13 protein-coding genes are annotated in these 22,812 nt (G+C 33.7%); 10 read left to right on the top strand and 3 right to left on the bottom strand.

From position 1 onward, the window contains the following. Positions 1-552: 552 nt before the first annotated feature. The 6 genes from ACFX5E_RS03325 (at position 553) to ACFX5E_RS03300 (ending at position 10,695) form a co-directional block, all read left to right on the top strand. Positions 553-3,804, top strand: a complete 3,252-nt coding sequence (locus tag ACFX5E_RS03325) for a PAS domain S-box protein (protein WP_379853748.1) — start codon at positions 553-555, stop codon at positions 3,802-3,804. A 105-nt stretch (positions 3,805-3,909) separates the two neighbouring features. Next, on the top strand, positions 3,910-4,770 hold the full coding sequence (gene ypfJ, locus ACFX5E_RS03320; RefSeq protein WP_379853747.1) for a KPN_02809 family neutral zinc metallopeptidase: 861 nt from the start codon (positions 3,910-3,912) through the stop codon (positions 4,768-4,770). Between the two features lie 268 nt (positions 4,771-5,038). Further along, positions 5,039-6,328, top strand: a complete 1,290-nt coding sequence (locus ACFX5E_RS03315) for a DEAD/DEAH box helicase (protein WP_379853746.1) — start codon at positions 5,039-5,041, stop codon at positions 6,326-6,328. A gap of 319 nt (positions 6,329-6,647) precedes the next feature. Further along, positions 6,648-7,613, top strand: a complete 966-nt coding sequence (locus ACFX5E_RS03310; RefSeq protein ID WP_379853745.1) for a hypothetical protein — start codon at positions 6,648-6,650, stop codon at positions 7,611-7,613. A 130-nt stretch (positions 7,614-7,743) separates the two neighbouring features. Continuing rightward, a complete protein-coding gene (locus tag ACFX5E_RS03305) occupies positions 7,744-9,390 on the top strand; it encodes a serine hydrolase domain-containing protein (protein ID WP_379853744.1) in 1,647 nt (548 codons plus the stop codon). A 564-nt stretch (positions 9,391-9,954) separates the two neighbouring features. Beyond that, positions 9,955-10,695, top strand: coding sequence for a DUF3891 family protein (locus tag ACFX5E_RS03300; RefSeq protein WP_379853743.1), 741 nt, complete (start codon positions 9,955-9,957; stop codon positions 10,693-10,695). A gap of 605 nt (positions 10,696-11,300) precedes the next feature. Here the strand turns inward: ACFX5E_RS03300 and ACFX5E_RS03295 are convergent. Both ACFX5E_RS03295 and ACFX5E_RS03290 read right to left on the bottom strand, forming a co-directional pair. Continuing rightward, the gene (locus tag ACFX5E_RS03295; RefSeq protein ID WP_379853742.1) at positions 11,301-11,999 is read right to left on the bottom strand and encodes a pseudouridine synthase; all 699 of its coding nucleotides are present in this window, start codon (positions 11,997-11,999) and stop codon (positions 11,301-11,303) included. A 214-nt stretch (positions 12,000-12,213) separates the two neighbouring features. Then, positions 12,214-13,749, bottom strand: a complete 1,536-nt coding sequence (locus tag ACFX5E_RS03290) for a YifB family Mg chelatase-like AAA ATPase (protein ID WP_379853741.1) — start codon at positions 13,747-13,749, stop codon at positions 12,214-12,216. A 233-nt stretch (positions 13,750-13,982) separates the two neighbouring features. Between ACFX5E_RS03290 and ACFX5E_RS03285 the strand changes: the two genes are divergently transcribed. From ACFX5E_RS03285 to ACFX5E_RS03270, 4 genes are all read left to right on the top strand, one after another. Then, positions 13,983-16,973: an amidohydrolase family protein gene (locus ACFX5E_RS03285; protein WP_379853740.1), complete on the top strand. Its 2,991-nt coding sequence runs from the start codon at positions 13,983-13,985 to the stop codon at positions 16,971-16,973. A gap of 34 nt (positions 16,974-17,007) precedes the next feature. After that, positions 17,008-18,351: an amidohydrolase family protein gene (locus ACFX5E_RS03280; RefSeq protein WP_379853739.1), complete on the top strand. Its 1,344-nt coding sequence runs from the start codon at positions 17,008-17,010 to the stop codon at positions 18,349-18,351. Between the two features lie 9 nt (positions 18,352-18,360). Next, positions 18,361-18,738: a PH domain-containing protein gene (locus ACFX5E_RS03275; protein ID WP_379853738.1), complete on the top strand. Its 378-nt coding sequence runs from the start codon at positions 18,361-18,363 to the stop codon at positions 18,736-18,738. 592 nt (positions 18,739-19,330) lie between these two features. Beyond that, positions 19,331-20,656 carry an ammonium transporter gene (locus ACFX5E_RS03270; protein ID WP_379853737.1) on the top strand — a complete coding sequence of 442 codons (1,326 nt, stop codon included), beginning with the start codon at positions 19,331-19,333 and terminating at the stop codon, positions 20,654-20,656. A 162-nt stretch (positions 20,657-20,818) separates the two neighbouring features. Here the strand turns inward: ACFX5E_RS03270 and ACFX5E_RS03265 are convergent, their stop codons facing one another. Next, the gene (locus ACFX5E_RS03265; RefSeq protein WP_379853736.1) at positions 20,819-22,666 is read right to left on the bottom strand and encodes a CocE/NonD family hydrolase; all 1,848 of its coding nucleotides are present in this window, start codon (positions 22,664-22,666) and stop codon (positions 20,819-20,821) included. Between the last annotated feature and the right edge of the window lie 146 nt (positions 22,667-22,812).

Raw genomic sequence — 22,812 nt, 5'->3', positions numbered from 1 at the left:
AAGGAGTATCAAATCTATCTTTTGTTTTTAGGAATAATACTACCTATATTAGAAATTAATTTAGAAATTTTTACAGGGAGACCCACAAACTTACTGTTAGTACACGGAGGGATTGGTTTAGGATTATTACTACTCTATTTTGCAAGTTTAAAATCTGTTGTTATATTTAAAAATATTAAAAATATTTTCATAACGATATATCTTCTCTATTTCTGTTTAATTTGTAGAAATTTAATTTACGTACCCACTGATATTATTCCAATAATAGCTTTTACAGTTACTTTTTTCTTATCCTACAGTATTCTAAAACCCACAAAACTGTATTGGTATTACGTTGGTTTTGTATCAATTTACCTTTTTAGCCTATTGATTTTCGCTCTTGTACCCATAAAAACTATAGCTATACTATTTAATTATACTTTACTAACTTTCATATTAAACTATATCCGTTATGTATCCTCTTTAAATATTAAAGATAAATTTCGCTTTAATGATCAGATTATAAACAAAGGAAATTCACTAATTCTTGCAACCAATAAAAAAGGTGAAATTGTGTTTTGTAGTGAAACTATCACCCCAATTTTAGGTTACTCGGTCCCTGAGGTAATGGGATTAGGTTACTGGCAAAAAACAGAAGACATTGGGTTTATTGGCGAAAATTATCACTTAAATTTCAACGATGATCAATCCTTTACAAGAAAATTAAAATGTAAAAATGGTGAATACAAATACATTCAATGGAAAGACAAGAAGTTTTCTAATGATTTAATTATTGGAATTGGTCAAGATGTTACTAACGAAATTCATATTCAGAATCAATATAAAAATTTGATACAGTCTGCTACGGATCTTATATATGAAGTAGATAGCCATGGTAATTTTACATTCATCAATGATTTTACCCTTAAAATTTTAGGGTATGACGAAAATGAAATTCTAAACCGTAATTATTCTGAATTTTTACGAGAAGACTACATCGTACAAATGACACAATTTCATGAAAATCTAGAAGAGAATGAAAATAATTTTCCTACAACTGAAATTCCTTTAGTAAAGAAGACTGGAGAAATAGTATGGATTTCTCAAAAAGTTATTATTCGTAGAAATGACTTCAACCAAATTGTAGGCTACTCCGGTATTGCAAGAGATATTACTAAGTTTAAAAATATTGAAACCGAAAATAGAATCCGAGAGAAAAAAAACGATGAATACAACAAGACGATTAAAGAGTTGTCTACCACTAATTTTAATGATTTTCAAAGCTTAGAAGATAGTTTGAAGCTGATAATCGAAGCTGCCGCAAAAGCCACTAAATGCAATTGGGTCAGCTATTGGAAATACAACGAAGATAAAATCATTTGTGAAGTTTTATATCATTTAGATACCAACAAATACTGTGACGGAAATGTTTTAGACAAAGAAAATTTTCCGATTTATTTTGAATCAATAAAAAGCAAAAGACAAATTAGTGCTCCCGATGTTTTTAACAAACTAGAAGTATCTGAATTTACACAAACTTCCTTTTTAGAAAATGATATTAAATCTTTATTAGATATTCCAATCTTTACCAATGGAGAATTAGTGGGCACACTAAGTTTTGAAACTACTCATAATCAAAGAAACTGGGATATAGAAGACATTAATTTCGCCAGAACAATATCGGATATTATTTCACTTTCAATTGTTTCAAACATGAGAAATGAGGCCGAGAAAAAATTAGAATACAAAAGTGAACTGTTATCTGCAATGACTTTATGCACGGAAAAACTGCTAAATAGTAATGATATCAATGATATTTTCTCTGATGTTCTTGTTATAATGGGAAACGCCACTAAATCTCACCGGGCCTATTATTATGAAAATGATTCTGAAACGAAAAGTATCAGTCAAAAATACAGATGGATTATTCATAATATTAAATTAACCGAGAATAATATAAAACTGCAAAATTTGCCTTACACCTTTTTTGAAGAATTATTAACCCCTCTTTTGAATAATAAAATTTATGAAGCAACAGTTCCAAAAATTGAAAATGAATCCTTAAAAAACAAATTACTGGCAGTAGACGTAACCTCTGTGATTCTATTTCCCATTTTTGTAAAAAACAAATTTCATGGCTTTTTAGGTTTTGATGACACTTCTAATGAAAGAAAATGGAATGAAGATGAAGTCAATATTTTACAAACTTTATCCAGAAATATTGCCTCTTCAATAGAACGAATTACAAATAAAATAGCGATCTATGAAAGTGAAGAAAAATTCAGATTGCTTGCTAACAATATTCCCGGAACCGTTTATTTATCCAAATATGACAAGAATGCCACTAAAATTTATATCAATGATGAAATTGAAAAACTAACCGGTTATCCAAAATCAGATTTCCTTACTAATAAATTATCTTTTATAGATTTAATTTACCCGGAAGATAAAGAACGAACCGTCCTTGAACAGCAAAACGCTATAGAAAATGGCAAACAGATACATCTAACCTATAGAATTGTACACAAAAACAATGCTATTATTTGGGTAGAAGAATTTGGAGATGTGATTTACAAAGATGGAAAAATTGCCTTTATTGAAGGTATTTTTATTGATATTACCGAAACAAAACAAACCGAATCTTTCATTAAAGCTAAGGAATTAGCGGAAGCTTCCAATAAAGCAAAATCAGAATTCTTGGCAAATATGAGTCACGAAATCAGAACTCCTTTAAATGGAATAATTGGTTTTACTGATTTATTGATGAAGACAAATCTTGGTAAAACCCAAGAAAAATACATGACTACAATAAATCAATCTGCCAATTCATTATTAGATATTATAAATGACATTCTTGATTTTTCTAAAATAGAAGCTGGAAAATTAGAATTATATATCGAAAAACAGGATGTCAAGGAAATATTGGGGCAAATTACTGATTTGATATTATATGAATCCAATCAAAAGAATTTAACTTTAGAACTGAATATTGCATCAGATGTGCCTAAATATTTTTGGATAGACAGCGTACGTGTAAAACAAATCTTAATTAATCTTCTGTCTAATGCTGTCAAATTCACTGAAAAAGGGTCTATAAAATTAAATGTTTCACTAACTGAAAAAATAAATGATTCTAAAGCTAAAATACTTTTTTCTGTTGTTGATACCGGTATTGGAATACTGGAAGAAAACAAAAAGAAAATATTTAAAGCCTTTTCTCAAGAGGACAACTCAACAACAAGAAAATTTGGAGGAACGGGATTAGGTCTCACCATCTCCAACCAATTATTAGGTTTGATGAACAGTCAATTACAATTAGAAAGCACAGTTCATTTTGGTAGTGCATTTTATTTTTATTTAGATTTAGAAATCAGCAATGTGCTATCTGAGGAGGTTAACCATATTACTATTTCCGATACCTCTAGTGAGATCACCATTAAAAATTATCAAAAAATAAAAATAATGCTCGTTGAAGATAATAAAGTCAACATGTTATTACTTAAAACTATCATTAAAAACTTATTTTCAAATGTTACCATTTTTGAAATTCCAAATGGAAAAGAGGCTGTAGATCAATTTGAAACTATACATCCAGATCTTATTTTTATGGATATTCAAATGCCAATATTGAATGGATATGAAGCTGCAAAAAAAATACGAAATCTAGAATCCGGTAAAAATGTTCCGATAATAGCAATAACTGCCGGTACTGAAAAAGAAGAAAAAGACAAGTGTATATCCGTTGGAATGAATGATTATATTGCAAAACCTATAATAAAAGGAATTATTGAAGAGTCTATTTTAAAATGGATTAAACTAGATTAAATGATTTATAAAGATTAATTTATTGTGAAAATTGAATCTAATTTAAAAAAAACAATCTAAATTAGTGCTTATTTATAAAATACAAATGACTTAATACATCATATTATGAAATGGAGTGGCAGACGTTCAAGTGAAAATTTTGAAGACCGAAGAGGGATGTCCTCTGGTGGAAAAACAATTGTTGGAGGTGGAATTATTGGTGTTATTATATTATTATTGAATCTTTTTGGTGGAGAAAACGCCCAGATGCTTACGCCAATTTTAGAACAAATGAATCAAGGAAATGGTGCTCCAACGGAACAAAGAGACCTAACAGCAGCCGAAATTGAAGAAGGTAAGTTTATTGAAGCCATTTTAGTAGATACAGAGGATGTTTGGGGAAAAATATTTCAGGAAAATAATATGCAATACAAAAGACCCAATTTAGTATTATTTACAGATGGTATAGAAACTGCATGTGGTAATGCTACATCTGCTTCCGGGCCATTTTATTGCCCAAGCGATCAAAAAGTGTATATGGACTTGGCTTTTTTTGAGGAACTAAAAACAAAATTTGGTGCCCAAGGAGGAGATTTTGCTACCGCTTATGTAATTGCCCACGAGATTGGTCATCACGTACAGACACTATTGGGAACTTCTGCTAAAATGAGACAGATGCAAGAAGGTAAAAGTGAAGCCAAAGCCAATAAATTATCCGTAGCATTAGAATTACAAGCTGATTTTTATGCTGGCGTTTGGACGCATTACAATCAAAAAATGAAAAACTTCTTAGACGAAGGCGATATAGAAGAAGCATTAAGTGCAGCCCATGCTGTTGGTGATGACGCAATTCAAGCGAAAATTCAAGGTCATATTGTTCCGGAATCCTTTACACACGGAACTTCGGCGCAACGTAAAGCTTGGTTTATGAAAGGCTATAAATCCGGTGATATCAATCAAGGCGATATATTTGCAGAAATTAATTAGTTTTCAGTCTCAGTCACAAGTCTCAACTGAAAACTGTGAATTGTTACTGCGACTGAAAACTGAGACTGAAAACTAAAAAACTAACCAAGCCATCCATCTCGGTCCAAACTTCGCTTTAGTACTATTTAAGGGTTCAAAAAAACGTATTACTCTACATTTATTTAAACAAAGTCAGGCAATCAAAAGCACATCGAAAAATTAGCAGTACCTTTGCGCCCACTTAAAAGAAGTAAACTAAATAATTGTGTTTGCTTCATAAACACCATTTATGTCATTCAATTCATTAGGCTTATCTGATGCTTTATTAAAAGCCATCAGCAAAAAAGGATATACAACTCCTTCTCCAATACAAAAAAAAGCAATTCCACCCATTTTAGAAGGTAAAGATGTTTTAGCATCCGCACAAACAGGAACAGGAAAAACGGCTGGTTTTACACTACCCATATTACAAATATTATCACAAGGTCAACAGTTACGACAAAGACCTATTCGTGCCTTAATATTGACCCCAACAAGAGAATTAGCCGCACAAATATTGGCCAATATAAAAGAATACAGTGAATTTTTAGACCTAAAAAGTACCGTTATTTTTGGAGGTGTAAACCAGAATCCGCAAGTGATACAACTGCGTCAGGGTGTCGATATTTTAGTCGCCACTCCAGGTCGATTAATCGATTTGCAAAATCAAGGTTTAATATCACTTGCCAAAGTTGAAATCCTAGTTTTAGATGAAGCAGACCGTATGCTGGATATGGGTTTTGTACGAGACATAGAGCGCATTATAAAAGTATTACCTACAAAAAGACAAAATTTGATGTTTTCGGCAACTTTTTCAAAAGACATCAAGAAATTGGCCATGGGTATTTTGCACCACCCAGTTCATGTGGAAGCTACCCCGGAAAACACAACCGTGGATGCTATTATCCAAAAAGTATATCCTGTTGCAAAAGAGAAAAAAACAGAACTGATCATTAAATTGATCACGGAAGGAAACTGGAAACAAATTTTGGTTTTCACCCGTACCAAACAAGGCGCTAATAAACTGACGGAGAGCATGATTAGTGCCGGAATCAAGGCAGCTGCCATTCACGGAAATAAAGGTCAAGGCGCACGTACCAAAGCCTTAGCGGGTTTCAAAGACGGAAGCCTAACCGCTTTAGTGGCAACTGATATTGCCGCGCGAGGTCTGGACATTCCATTATTACCTCATGTTATCAATTTTGAATTGCCTAATATTCCCGAAGATTACGTTCACCGCATTGGTAGAACAGGAAGAGCCGGAGCAAGCGGAGAAGCCATTTCGTTATTCAGTCCGGACGAAACGGTCTTTTTACGCGATATAGAAAAATTAGTGGGTTTGAATTTGCCTAAAGAAAACATCAAAGGTTTCGAACCAGATCCTAACGCTTCAAAGGAACCAATCAAACAAGGGCAAGGAAGACAACAACGTGATTCAACTCCGCGAAAACCAAAAACAGACACTACAAGCCGAAGCAGCAATAACAGTTTTGGTCCACGACGTCCAAGTCAAAATAATGACAGACGTTCTAATAGATAATTAACTTTTATTTTTTTTTAGGAGCAGAACGAGTTCGTTTTTTAAGAACATATTTCCCGCTATACACTACAATCCTTGTTAGGGCTGAACACCAGCCCTAACAAGGATTTTCATTACTATCGGGGCTATTGAGAGCGTTTTTATTTTAAAGATACTATTTTACAAATTCATCTCATGTTTATACAATAGCCAGATGACTTGTAAGAAAAAATTGTTATATTTGAAATAGTTAAGTATGACGCTTGTAATACATATCTACCCCTTCTTGGCGGTTTTGTATGATTCTGTTATAAATATACAAGTTAGCTGTTATTACAAAATGGAAACAGAATTTAATTTTTATACAAATTTCAAACAAGAGACATTTGATGATGATAGTTGTTTCTTGTGCGGAAAAGAATGTGAGACCAAAACAGCAGAACACATTTTCCCAAAATGGTTGCAACATAAATATGATTTGTGGAATCAAAAACTGACTATTACCAATGATACCGCAATCCCTTATCGAAATCTAACAGTCCCTTGCTGTGAAAAATGTAATAATGAAGACCTCTCTAGAATGGAAGGGAAATTTCAAGAACTTCTGGAAAAGTCTTTCGAAAATTTAAGTATTGAAGATGAGCAAGTTATTTTTCAATGGACAGCAAAAATTCTTTATTCAACGCGATACAAAGAATTATCATTATTAATAGATAGAAAAAAACCTGAATTGGGTAAAATTCTTAACCCTTACGAATTAGAAAGATATTCTGCTCTTCACCTATTTCTCCAATCAATTAGATTTAAAACAACTTTTCATTCACCAAAACCTTGGAGTTTGTTTGTTTTCAAGTGCACAGATGAAGAATTTTTCTATCACAATAATATTGCAGGACTTTGTGTATCAATGAAGTTCGGTAAGGTTGCTATCACTATAGTTTTTGAAGACAATAATATAATTGAAGACTTTATGGATGGCTTTAAAAAACTTAAAGAATACCCAATTAATTTCCCTCAATATCTAGAAGTAAACTGCAACCTATTTTATAGCGCTGTGATAAAAGAAAATGTTCCAAAATACATTACAGAATATAACGATTTGACAAAGGAAATTAATGTGAATACTATTGGAACTTTAAGATCTAGGAAGTGGGATGATCAAGAATATGCTTTTTTCTTCGACTATCTTTTGAAAAGCTGTGGGATAGATATTGGACATAGTACTTTGCAAACAGATGGTTCAATCACTTCATTTTTAGTGGATGAAAACGGGGAACATCTAACCAAGAAACTATTTGAAAAATAAAAAAAAACCCGATAGTAGACTGCCCCGCTCGTGAACATTAACAAAAGTAAATCACTATAAATTTGAAATAGGCCCGCTAAAAGCATAATCATCAAAATTAAAAATCATCAATCAAAATCATCAAAAATCAATGAAATCAAAAATCACAACTTTAGCATTAAGTTTACTGACATACTTGAATATGTCTGGACAAAAAAACGAATTTATAAAAAGCGACAGCATAATTTATCCAATTCACAAATCAAACATTGGTAAAATTGCTTTTATGGGACAAGCAATTGTAATTGAAAACTTTAAAGAAACCGATTTTCTAAAATCATTTGAATTAAAAGAGAAAACCGATTTAAATATCAGAGTTTTTTTAGACAAATCTTTGACAAATTATCTTCATTTGCTATCACCTCAATCAACTGCTGACGAACTGACTAAAAACGGGAATTATCAATTTACATTTATTGTTGACGGCAAAAAAATTTATGTTGAAAATCTAAATATTGGAGCAGGAAGTGCAGAAAGCAAAAATCAGAAAACAATTTTAAGAGTTCCATTAATAAGTTCCTCCAACGAAGATTCTTGGGGTAAATTTCTTTGGAATAGATTTTTCGGCAATGGAGGACAAGAAGTACTTTCAGAGGGAGAACATCTACTTAAAATTGAAATCAGACCCTATTTAAAACTAACCGAAGTTTTGACAGGAAACATAATTGCCAAAGGACAAATAAAAATTATCGTTCCAGAAATTAAAATTGATGAAAAACTGGTTAAAGTTCAATCGATAAAGCCAATTAAAGATTGGCAGATTTCAACAGAAAAAATTGATGTTGCTAAAATTGAAGAATTAAACCGAAAAATTACAAAGAAAACCTACAAAAATATTACTAGTATTGTTGCAATAAAAGATGGGAAAATTTTAATTGAAGAATATTTCAATGGAGCAAATAGAAATACCCTTCACGACACACGTTCTGTGGGAAAATCATTTGCATCAACTCTTTTAGGCATTGCAATCAAAGATAAATTCATAAAAAGTGAAACTCAAACCTTAAATGAATTTTACAACCTAAAATCTTTTCAAAACTATTCTGCATCAAAAGACAGTATTACTTTAAAAAGTTTACTGACAATGAGTTCAACTTTTGAAGGTTCCGATATGAATTCTGAATCGCCTGGAAACGAAGAAAATATGTATCCTACTAAAAATTGGGTTGACTTTACATTAAATCTTCCTGTTGACAAAACAAAACAGGCAAATAAACAGTGGGATTACTTTACGGCAGGTTGTATAGTTTTGGGCGACATAATTCATAAATCTGTACCAAATGGTTTAGAAAATTATGCAGACAAAAATTTATTTCGTCCTTTGAACATAACAAAATACAAATGGCAATTCACACCTCAAAAAGTAGCAAATACGGCGGGAAGTTTGCAATTAAGTTCATTGGACTATTCTAAATTCGGGCAATTATACAAAAATAAAGGAACGTGGAATGGCAAACAAATTTTATCACAAGAATGGATTGCAAAAAGTTTATCACATCAAATGACAATATCAGAGGGCGAATTTTATGGTTATCTATTTTGGAATAAAACGTACAAAATAAATGGCTTGGATTATGAAGTTTACTATTCTAGCGGAAATGGCGGAAATAGAATTTACATTTTTAAAGATCAGCCAATTGTAATTGTAATTACTTCGACAGCATACAATACGCCATACGGAGAAAAACAAATTGAAAAGATTATGCAGGAATATTTGATACCAGCAATATCGAAATAACAAAAAAAAACGCCAGTTAATCGAGTAGACGGCTCCGCCAGAAACTGACGCAGTGCGCCTCTCACACCACCGTACGTAAGGGTCTCGTATACGGCGGTTCGTCCCGAGGCTTCGGGATGATGGGTTGAGTTCCATGTAAATCTCCAACATTGATTGATAGCCTTTCTTGTTAAGTCACAGTAGGGTAATTGTAGTGATTATAATCGGACTTTACTCAATATTTATTTAAATTTTGGTTTTCATGATGTGCTTCGCAGTTGAGCGATACCCCCGCTAACGCGAGCGTCCCGCTCGTGAACATTAACAAAAGTAAATCACTATAAATTTGTAATAGCCACGAGCGGGATGCTCACGCTAGCAATAACATAACTCCAAGTGTTTTTAATTTATCTGTTGGACTTATAACTTGAACTTACATTATTTTATTATTCATCTTTTTTTAATTACTACCTAGGTTAGAATTATTGTCTTCTTTGGATATATTTTGCTAAATTTGACTTAAAAGAGAATTTTCTAAAATGAGATCTTTTTTGTTTAAAATATAAATTTCAAAACCTCCATATTATGATTGTTGCTTCACATACTAAAGGTTGGAAAATTATTAACCAGCGCTCTCACGGCCTTCTAGCGGCGATGATAGGGTATCAATATGATATTGATTTGCCAAATGATATAATTGTGCCAACACTCATTGCTATCGCTGAGCATGATGACGGGGTTGCAGAAACGTTAGAAAATAAAAATTTAACCAAGGCAGGCGCGCCACGCCATTTCTTAGTCAACGATGAATCTAAAAAAACGGATTTAAAGCGATATATAAATGTAATGGAAAATGCAACTTCAAAAAGTCAGTTAAATGCGTTATTGACCTCCTTACATTTAGATTTTATTTGTGGTGATGCAACTGATGGTCAAGACCAGAATTTGAAAACCTTTTTAAAAGAACAAGAAAAAAATCGCAAAGATATTTTCAAACATTTAAACATAAACGAAAAATATATGAACCGTTTGTACCGCCTTGTGGAATGGTGCGATGCTTTTTCACTTCTTATTTGCATGGACAAAATACAGCCCGAAGGACGTAAAATGGAAGTGTCCGAAAGCCCTGATGGTGATATGAGTCAAACGTTTTACAAGGCAGAAAAAGAAATCACAGTAGAGCCTTGGGTTTTTAAAAATGATACTTTCACGGTTTTTTACGAATATAAAATTGTTGAGCAACTGCAGTTTAAATCAGTAGAAGAATTTAACGAAGTTTGTAAAAAAGCCGAAGTTCAAAGGGAAGAATTTGTGTTTTCTAAGTAGCGTTTTTATTGTTTTATATTTCTGTTTGCTATTTTGAATCTAATTTGGGTTTTACAAGTTGTGTGAAACAGCAGGTGAACTAAATTTACGGTAGCATCATTGTTGATTTTCATCATCTTGTTAAGGTATTTAAAAAGAGAAATTTATGACTAAAAAAGAAAGCGTTCTGCTGCATTAAGAGAAAACAAAATCCTGAACCGCGCCAAGCGCGAAGTATTTATATTTGAAGAATTATTAGCACGCTTTGAACGCAAGATTTCAAGATATGATTAACCAGCTCAGCAAAGTATTCTTATAAAAAATAAATTTCTCGTGAATGCTGCGCAAATGTCTCTTACTTTGAGCAATTTTATAAATTTGTTATTAAAACTAAAACTCCATAAAGTCTCTGACTTTCATCCACTTATGCTTTCCCCAGCTCCGGCAAAGTCTCAAGACTTTGATCTTTTAATTTAAATCCTTAAAAATCGCAAACGATATAAAAGTCTCCCGTCTTTTTTCGTAAATGTCTCAAGAATTAATCAAAAATCTGTTCCTCTTTATGCTAAAAGTTGTTGTTTCAAAATACAAAAATAAATTAAAGCATTACTTTACAAACTAGTATGCTATTCATACGTATTCAAATCTAGATTAAGAATAGTGCCTACTCTGCTAAACTCTTCGTTAATCTTTGCATTCAAGATAAGTTGTTCATTTGTTATTGGGTGATTAAAAATTAACTGATGCGCATGAAGCATCATTCCTTTCAGTTCAAAATTCTCCAACCATAATTTATTTTGTTTATTACAACCATGTGGACGACTTCCTAAAATGGGATGAAAAATATGTTTGAAATGTTTTCGTAATTGATGCATGCGTCCCGTTTCAGGAATCGCTTCTATCAAACAATATCGTGACGATGATTTATTATTAAATTCTAACTCAATTTCGGTCGTTTGCAATCGCTGAAAGTAGGTTATTGCATTTTGTATAATGCCATCATCATTGGTTAAATCATAATCAATCGTTAGTTCTTCGGGTGACCAACCACGTAAAATTGCTAAGTATTTTTTTTCGACTTCGCGTGTGGCAAAACGATCATTCATAATTTTTAAAACGGCTGCATCCAAAGCAAATAACAAGACACCAGATGTTTTGCGATCTAACCGATGAATAGGATAAACATGTCGCCCTCCTATTTGATTTCTCAATTCTTGAATAGCAAACACTTTTGCATCGCGCGCGTAAAATGATTTGTGGACCAACAGTCCACTTGGTTTATTAATTGCAATAATATATTCGTCTTGGTAAAGAATTTCTAACATTTGGCAAAAATAAAAGAGATTTCTATCGAAATCTCTTTTTTGACATATTTATTTCTATAGTTTTCTTTTTTGGTGCTCGTGAACATTAACAAAAGTAAATCACTATAAATTTGTAATAGGCACGAGCGGGACGCTCGCGCTAGCAATCGTATCAATTTTGCAGAGGTGAAACATCTAAAATCAAAAATCGTTGATCAAAAATCTTAAATCTAAACTATCCCAACCAACCATCTCGATCCAAACTTCTATACTGGATGGCTTCCGCAATGTGGGACGAAATTACTATTGGAGCCGCATCAAGGTCAGCAATCGTGCGTGCCACTTTCAAAATACGATCGTAGGCCCGTGCCGAAAGATTCAATCGTTCCATTGCGGTTTTCAATAACTGTTTCGAAACATCGTCCAAGGCACAATATTCCCGAATGTGTTTGGTATTCATTTGGGCATTGTAATGGATATTTTCCATTTGCTCAAAGCGTTCGGTTTGAATTTCTCTTGCTGCAGTCACTCTTTTTCGAATATCAACACTGCTTTCTGCTTTTTGGTCATCGGATAATTTCTCGAAAGGAACTGGAGTTACTTCAATATGAATATCTATTCGGTCTAATAAAGGCCCCGAAATCTTACTCAAATACCGTTGCATTTCATGTGGCGAAGACGTTTGAGGTGAATCCGGATCGTTGAAAAAACCACTCGGACTCGGATTCATACTCGCCACCAGCATAAAAGAGGAAGGATAAGTAACCGTAAACTTGGCTCTGGAAATCGTAACTTCTCTATCTTCCAGAGGTTGACGCATCACTTCCAACACATCACGTTTGAATTCCGGCAATTCATCCAGAAACAAAACGCCATTGTGCGCCATAGAAATTTCGCCAGGTTGCGGATAACTCCCTCCCCCAACAAGTGCAACATTTGAAATAGTATGGTGCGGACTGCGAAACGGTCTTTGATTCATTAAACCAACTTCTTTCAATTTACCTGCAACACTATGAATTTTGGTAGTTTCTAATGCTTCTCGTAAGGTCATTGGCGGTAAAATACTTGGCAAACGCTTGGCAAGCATTGTTTTCCCTGCTCCTGGAGGACCAATCAATATAATATTATGTCCTCCGGCAGCAGCAATTTCCATACATCTTTTTATAGACTCCTGCCCTTTCACATCACTAAAATCGAATTCTGGAAAATCTAACGTTTTATAAAATTCAGCTCGCGTATCAATAGTTGTCGGTTCCAAAGTTCCTTTTCCTTCGAGGAAATCAATAACTTCTTGCAGATTTTCTACTCCATACACATCTAAACCGGCAACGATTGCTGCTTCTTTTACATTTTGCTTTGGAAGAAAAAAGCCTTTAAATCCTTCCTCTTTCGCTTTTATAGCTATTGGTAAAGCACCACGGATAGGTTGCAAGCCACCATCAAGTGAAAGTTCACCCATGATGATATATTTATCAATTTCATCTGCTTTAATTTGGGCGGAAGCCACCAGAATACCAATTGCCAAAGTCAAGTCGTAAGCGGACCCTTCCTTACGCAAATCAGCGGGTGCCATATTAATCGTGATTTTTTTTCCAGGCATCGCGTACCCATTATTTTTGAGAGCAGCGGCAATCCTGTAACTGCTTTCTTTAATCGCATTATCTGGCAAGCCAACTAAATGATAACCAATTCCTTTATCAATATTTACTTCAACTGTAATGGTTGTAGCTTCAACTCCAAAAACGGCACTTCCGAAAACTTTAACTAGCATCTGTCCTTATTTGATTCTAAAATTAGAGAAAACTTTTCTTATTATTATTATAAATCTTACATAAATTCCAATAAAATAGTGAATAACCAAAATTTCATAAAAAAAACTTAAAATACTGCGCATTATAGTCCAATATGATAGATTTTTCGGAAAAACAAAATGTTAAAATTAAAAAAATTAAAGGTATACTATTAACATTTTTCTACTTTTAGAGAATAATTATAAACCCTACTATGAAAAAAATCGTACTTCTGTTCTTTTTCAGTTTTTTACTGCCAAAAACTTATGCACAGGAATACTTTCCTAATAATGAAAGTGTTCAAAACAAAACCAGCAATTTTACCGCATTTACCAATGCAAAAATCTATGTAACACCAACACAAGTAATTGAAAAAGGTACTTTACTGATTCAAAACGGAAAAGTAATTGGTGTTGGAACAAACATTTCAATTCCTAAAAATTGCACAACCATCAACTTAGACGGAAGATCCATTTATCCTTCCTTTATTGATATATACACCAGTTTTGGAATCGAAAAACCAAAAGGAACTACCGAAAGAAATCCGTTGTATGATACGAAAAGACCCGGTTTTTATTGGAATGAAAGCATTCGTTCAGAAATGAATGCCTACGAAGCTTTTAAATACGACCAAACTAAAGCCGAAGAATTATTGAAAGCTGGATTTGGTGTTGTAGGAACGCATATTCCGGACGGAATCGCCCGCGGATCAGGAACCTTAATCGCTTTGAATAACTTTGAAAAAAAGAATCAATTGCTATCCGATAAAGTGACCAATCACTTTGCATTTACTAAAAGTGTAACTACAAATCAATCGTATCCTAGTTCTTTAATGGGAATGATGGCACTTTTACGCCAAATGTATTATGATTTAGACTGGTATAAAAAAGGAAATTCAACAACCAAAGATTTATCCTTGGAAGCCTTAGCAAATAATGAAAAACTAATCCAAATATTTGCTTCTGAAGACAAATTAAACAGTCTACGGGCTTCCAAAATAGCGAAAGAATTTGGCTTAAATTATGTTTTGAAAGGAAATGGAAATGAATTTGAACGCATTGAAGAAATCAAAAAAACGAATTCAAAATTCATTATTCCTGTCAATTTCCCTGAAGCATACGATGTTTCTGATCCGAACCAAGCGAACCAAATGGAATTGAAAGATTTGCGTTTTTGGAACCAAGCGCCTACCAATCTTAAAGTTTTATCCGATAATGGAATTGTCTTCGCTTTGACGACAGACAAATTAAAGAAGATGGAAGATTTCAGACCCAATCTTTTAAGAGCTATCAAATATGGTTTTGATAAAACAAAAGCATTAGAAGCTTTGACAACAATTCCTGCTGCTCTTTTAGGAAAAAGCAATGAAATGGGAACTTTGAAAACAGGAAGTTTAGCCAATTTTGTGATTACTTCCGGAGAAATTTTCGAAGAAAAAACAGTGCTGTATGAAAACTGGGTTCAAGGAAACAAATTTGTTGTCAACGATATTGCAACGAAGGACATTCGTGGAAATTATGATTTGACTATTAACGCTGAAAAATACAAATGGAAAATTGATGGAGAGATTACTGCACCAAAATCAGAAATCACAACAGTAGATTCCAAAAAGATAAAGTCGAAACTTACGATGACCAATAATTGGATTTCCACAGTTATTAAACCAAATGATTCTACTAAAACTAGTTTCACAAGATTAATTGGATACATCGAAGACACTCAAAATCTCTCCGGAAAAGCGGTTTTATTCAATGGAAATGAAGTTAAATGGTCAGCGGTAAAAACGGCTCCATTTGTGAAAGCGGTTGATTCCTCTAAAATTGAAAAGAACAATATGATTATCCCTACAACATTTCCAAATGTTGCTTATGGTAACATGAAGAAACCTACCGCAGAAACAATACTTTTTAAAAATGCGACGGTTTGGACCAATGAAAAAGACGGTATTTTAGAAGAAACAGATGTTTTGGTCAAAAACGGAAAAATAGCCTCTATTGGGAAAAACATTACTGATGCATTTGCTACAGTTGTTGATGCCAAAGGAAAACATTTAACCAGCGGAATTATTGATGAACATTCACATATAGCCATTTCAAACGGTGTTAACGAAGGCGGACACAACTCGAGCGCTGAAGTTACGATTCAGGATGTAGTGAATTCTGAAGACATTAATATTTACAGAGAATTAGCAGGTGGCGTAACCACTTCACAATTGTTGCATGGCTCATCCAATCCTATTGGTGGACGTTCAGCTATTGTAAAATGGAAATGGGGAGCAGCTGCAGAAGAAATGCTGTACAAAGATCAACCAGGATTCATAAAATTTGCTTTGGGAGAAAATGTAAAACAATCCAATTGGGGTAACGTAAACCCTACACGTTTCCCACAAACCAGAATGGGTGTCGAACAAGTTTTTACTGATTATTTTCAACGCGCCAAAGAATATGACTTAGCTTGGAAAGCTTATAATTCTGGTGGTAAAAAAACAAAAGGGAAAGCGCCAAGAGTAGATTTAGAACTACAAACATTAGCCGAAATATTAAACAAAGAACGTTTCATTTCTTGTCATTCTTATGTGCAATCTGAAATTTTGATGTTGATGAATGTAGCTGAAAAATTTGATTTCAGAGTTAATACCTACACTCACATTCTTGAAGGCTATAAAGTTGCCGATAAAATGAAAGAACACGGTGTTGGAGCCTCTACTTTCTCGGATTGGTGGGCTTATAAATTTGAAGTAAATGACGCCATTCCTTTCAACGGACCTATTATGCACAATGCCGGAATTGTAGTCGCCTACAACTCTGATGATGCTGAAATGTCAAGAAGATTAAACCAGGAAGCAGCAAAAGCAGTGAAATACGGCAATATTTCCGAAGAAGATGCATGGAAATTTGTGACTTTGAATCCTGCTAAATTATTGCATATTGATGATAAAGTAGGAAGTATCAAAGTGGGGAAAGATGCTGATATCGTATTATGGAATTTCAATCCGTTATCAATTTACGCCAAAGCTGAAAAAACCTTAATTGAAGGTATTGTGTATTACGATGCCCAAAAAGATGAGGCACAAAGAATAGCAATTGCTAAAGAAAGAAGTGAGCTAATAGGCCAATTATTGCAAGAAAAAAATAAGGGCATGACCACGCAAGAACCTAAAAAAACGGAGAAAAAAGAATATGATTGTGATACTTTAGAAGAATAATCCAATGCATCTAAATTTCAAAAACCGTACTTTTATGATAAAGCATAGCAATTCTAAAAAACCTATAAACATGATTAGTAAAAAAATATATCTTTTAATATTGGTCTTTAGTGTATCAATACTTACACAGGCACAACAAACGCCTGCTGTTAAACAATCAAAATCTGTTTTAATTCTCAATGGCACAGCACACATAGGTAATGGTGAAGTGATTGAGAACAGCGCCATCGCATTTGTAGACGGGAAAATCACGTTGGTTGCAGATGCCAGAGTCATCCGATTAGCCACAGGTGCATACGATGTCACAATTGATGCCAGTGGAAAACACGTTTATCCCGGATTTATAGCTCCCAATTCTACATTAGGTTTAGTTGAGATTGATGCCATAAAATCTTCTGATGATGAAGATGAAATTGGTGCCATGAAACCTCACGTAAGAAGTATTGTTGCTTACACAGCCGATTCTAAAGTAATAGAGACTGTAAGACCAAACGGAATTTTAATGGCTCAAATCACGCCGAGAGGCGGAGTTATTTCTGGTTCTTCCTCCATTGTTCAACTGGATGCCTGGCACTGGAAAGATGCACTTATAAAAGAAAACGATGGAATTCATATCAATTTCCCATCAACCTTTAAAAGAAGTGGATGGTGGGCAGAACCAGGAAGTATAGAAGCCAATAAAGATTATACTAAACAAGTTTTAGAATTATCTGGATTTTTATCTAATGCAAAAGCCTATTTTGGCGATAGTTCAAAAGAAAGAAATATAGTTTTAGAATCCACAAAAGGTCTACATGACGGAAGTCAAACGCTGTTTGTTCATGCCAATGAAGAAAAACAAATTATAGATGCGGTGCAATTTGCCAAAGAAAATGATATTAAAAAAATGGTCATTGTTGGCGGATATGAAGCATACAAAACTGCCGAATTATTACAAAAAAATAATATTGGCGTCTTACTAAGAAGAGTTCATGATATGCCAGAAAATGATGATCATGATATTGATTTACCATACAAAGCAGCTAAATTATTAACCGAGAAAGGTGTTCTTGTAGGTCTAGAAAACAGCGGCGCCCATGAAAGAATGAATACTAGAAATTTACCATTTTTAGCAGGTACATGCGCTGCTTACGGACTGGATAAAGAACAGGCTTTGCAATTAATAACGTCAAATACTGCTAAAATACTTGGAATTGATTCGCAATGTGGTACCTTAGAACAAGGAAAAGACGCTACACTATTTGTTTCTGAAGGTGATGCTTTAGATATGAGAACAAATAAATTGACCAATGCTTTTATCCAAGGCAGGATGATCAGTCTGGAGACGCATCAAACAAAGCTGAACGACCGATATAAAACAAAATACAATCAAAAATAAAGTAATACAATGGGTCTATTTAATGCCATTTTAGGCAATGCATCTGAAGTGAATATTGAAAATGTTTCGAATGAATTTGAGCCAATCTTAATTGATGGAGAAAAAATTGAAAAAGCGTATAAACTTATTCGGGATATGTTTATTTTTACTAATAAACGTTTAATTTTAGTGGAGAAACAATTGGTTGGAACTAAAGTCGATTATATGTCAATCCCTTATTCGAGCATCAAAAAATTCTCCAAAGAAAGTGCCGGAATACTGGATATGGATGCTGAATTAAAAATTTGGCTAAACAGTGAGAGCACTCCAATTTCGAAACAATTTGGAAAAGGAAGTAATAATATAAATGAAGTCTATAAAATTTTAAGCCAACATATTTTAAAATAAATAATTTGTTTGTTTTTGTGAAAAATGTGCCAATACTATCTAAGTATTTGGTGCATTTTTTTTTATATCATTATTATGTTGCATACTAGCCCTTAAATACAATTAATATCATTTTTAGTTAGAATTTACTTTAACAAATTTATGGATATAAGCTATAATTAGAATTAATATGAATTGTCGTTAGTTTTAACCAATGAAATTTAAGATTTCAAGTGCTGTTATTGGTTTTAGCCAAAATTATAGAACCCATTTTGGCTGAAGCCAATCAACTTTATATATTCCAATCCGCTGGTTAAAACCTGAGGCAATTGATAAAAAAACAACACAGTGATTTCAAAGATAAAATGGTATGAGTTTGTAACTACCTTTATAAAATTAGGCATACTCTAAAACTCCCGAAAAATATTTCCAAAATACCCATTATTTATAAAACCAAGATTAACAAATCATTAAATTATGCATTTGATTCTAACATACCTATAAAATAATAGGGGGTAAATTGAAAAATCAATAAAAATAAAAAAATACACCTATTTTTTTATAGGGGTTTCTAATCATTTTATATTTTTATCGAAAATTAAAACTAAAAACTATGCGAAAGATTATTTTAAGTGTGATATTGATCACAATTCTAGTATTATCCATTTTTTCAATTCAGCTGTTTGTTCAATCTACAGCACTAGGTGACCACGTTGTTGCATTAAAATTAGATACAGGAGATACCGCTTGGATGATAGTTGCCACAGCGCTTGTATTATTAATGACTCCGGGACTTGGATTCTTTTATGGCGGAATGGTAGGTAAAAAGAATGTAATTAGTACCGTATTACAGAGTTTTATGGCCATGGTTATAGTAACAGTGCTTTGGGTTGTTGTTGGTTTTGGATTGTGTTTTGGCCCAACAATAGGCGGATTTATTGGAAATCCAATGCCAAACTTATTTTTTCAAGGAGTAAGTGCTAACACTGCTTGGGAACTGGCCCCGACCATTCCAATGATCTTGTTTGCTTTATTTCAAGCAAAATTTGCAATTATTACACCAGCTTTAATCACAGGCGCTTTTGCAGAACGTGTTCGTTTCTGGGCTTACTTGTTATTTATGGTTTTATTTATATTATTCGTTTACGCACCTTTATGCCACATGACTTGGCATCCAGATGGATTATTCTTCGGATGGGGTGTGTTGGATTTTGCCGGAGGAACCGTAGTACACATGAGTGCAGGATGGGCTGCTCTTGCCGGTGCTATTTTCTTAGGAAAAAGAAAAGTGCAAAAGGCAAATCCTGCTCGTATTACCTATGTATTATTAGGAACAGGTTTACTATGGTTCGGTTGGTTCGGTTTCAATGCAGGATCTGCTGTGGGAGCCGGAAGTCTCGCTGCACAAGCTTTAGGAACTACAACAGTCGCTGCTGCTGCTGCTGCAATGGGATGGGTATTCCTTGATAAAATTCTTGGACACAAACTCTCTGCGATGGGAGCTTGTATCGGTGCTGTTGTGGGTTTAGTAGCTATCACACCTGCTGCCGGATTCGTAAGCATTCCTCATGCAATTGCAATTGGTATTATTGCCAGTATTGTAAGCAATCTTGTGGTGAGTAAATTCCCTAAAGGTAAAATTGATGATGCCTTGGATGTATTTGCCTGTCACGGTGTTGGTGGTATGGTAGGTATGCTTTTGACCGGTGTATTTGCTTCAAAATCTGTAAATGCGATTGTTGGAGATAACCAAGGTTTAATTTTTGGTGATGCTACCTTATTTTTAATTCAATTAAAAGCATTGGTACTTGTTTCGGTATTTGCATTCGCAGCTTCCTATGCTTTATTCTTTATTGTAAATAAAATCACTCCTTTAAGAGTTTCCGAAGAAAAAGAAGAATTAGGTTTAGATATTTCCCAACATGGAGAATGTTTGTAAATAGTTTTTATAATAAATTAAAAAACACTCTGGAAACTAATTTTCAGAGTGTTTTTTTTTATACAATTAATTTCAATAACACCGTATTTTTTATTGTTTTTAATCGACTACAGATAGCTGAAGAATATTAAAATGCACCAGACTAATCTTTGTAACGATTACTTATTTTAAAATAGAAAATTCAATTTTAGAATCATTGTAAATTCGATGCGTCTGTTTTTTAAAATCTTCAGGTTTAGCATAGAATATATTATCAACAAAGGTTTGCGGATTCAAATCAATTAATGGAAACCAAGTACTCTGAACCTGAATCTGGATTTTATGTCCCTTTTTAAAAGTATGAAAAACATCCTGCAATTTAATGTTTACCGCTGTTTTTTGATTTGGGATAAAAGGCTCCGGACTTGAAAAACTATTTCTAAAACTTCCTCGCATCACTTCGCTGCGCACCATCATATGATAATTGCTCATTTTCAGGTACGGCGCAATTTCCTTTGTTTCCGGCTCATCCTTTGGAAAAACATCTACTACTTTAACAATCCAATCAGCATCAGTACCAGTAGTTGAAACTTTAAGTTTAGCCAGTATTTCTCCTGCTAATGTGATGTCATCATTTAAAATTTCAGTTTCAAAAACCACAACATCAGGACGTCTTGCCGAAAAGCGCTGATCGTCTGTCATGTATTTCCTTGGCGTTATCCCTTTTTGATTGATATCTTCAGATGACGGAACCGGTTTTTTGGGATCACTAATAAATTCTTCAAAAGCTTCATTATCATTCGCCGCTTTCGACAATCGATTGCCTTGCATAAAGAAATCTTGTTTTTCCGACTTTTGAGGAGGCCATATGGAGAACGTTTGCCATGCTTTTTTCCCGGTGTCAAAAACATAGGCTTCTGGCAATTTATTTTCCCCTTTCCCATTATTTTTTAAAAAATGACGAAAGAAATTAGCTTCAATATTTTTTTGATAAAAGCCAGAAATACTATCACCAAAATTAATATTACCAATTACCTGCTGGGCCTGATTTCTTGCCCAATCCCCATGACTCCATGGTCCCATAACGATGGTATTGTAATTTTTACTGTTTTTTTCAATGGCATTGTAGGTGTTTAATGGTCCGTATAAATCTTCGGCATCAAACCACCCTCCTACTGTCATCACAGCAGGTTTAATATTTTTTAAATGTTGCAGTATTCCTCTTTTTTGCCAAAAACTATCGTAACTGGAATGCTCTTTTAGTTGTTGCCAAAATTCATTTTCTTTTCCATAATAGCTATCCAAATTAGATAATGGACCTGCATCTAAATAAAATTGGTAATCATCAGCCGTTCCGGTATTTGGAAATTTATACCAAGGCTCTGTAGTTCGTTTTTCTTTTTGAGGTCCAAATAGTGGTGTCGCTTTCCAATAGCTCAATAAGTAAGCGCCGTTATGATGAAAATCATCAAAAAAGAAATCGGAAATACAAGCCTGTGGCGAAACCGCTTTCAATGCCGGATGATTGCTCAGCAAAGAATAAGTGGCATAAAATCCAGGATAGGAAATTCCCCAAGTACCTACATTGCCATTATTGTGAGAGACATTTTTTATCAGCCAGTCTATAGTATCATAGGTATCTGAGGCCTCATCAACATCTTTTTTGTTTTTCTTATTGGGAATAAAAGCGCGCATATTATCATATAAACCATCACTCATGAAACGGCCACGGACATCCTGATAGACTACTATATACCCCTCCTTCATCATCGTTTCGCTTGGGGAAATACTTTTCTTGAACTGGTTTTCTCCATAAGGGGCGCAATTATAGGGAGTCCTCTGCATGATGATCGGATACTTTTTGGAAACATCTTTAGGGGTGTAAATAGATGTAAATAACTCTGCGCCATCACGCATTTTTATATGTACTTCTTTTTTGGTGTAATTTTCAGCGACATAATTTACCTTTTCATTTTGCGAGTATAGCACCACGCTCAATAGAAAAAGAGAAATACCAAATATTTTTTTCATGATTATTTATTTAAATAAGCTTTAAAGATAAAAATTCTTACCAAATACAGCAGATGTTAATTTATTTTTAAGTTTTTCTTATAAAATGTTTACAGTTCTAATTGTATTATTGTGGCTATAAAGCAACTCATTTTAAAAAGCCATCT

The organism is Flavobacterium xylosi, assembly GCF_042787345.1.
Classification (GTDB): domain Bacteria; phylum Bacteroidota; class Bacteroidia; order Flavobacteriales; family Flavobacteriaceae; genus Flavobacterium; species Flavobacterium xylosi.
This window is presented reverse-complemented; position numbering and strand designations above follow the sequence as displayed.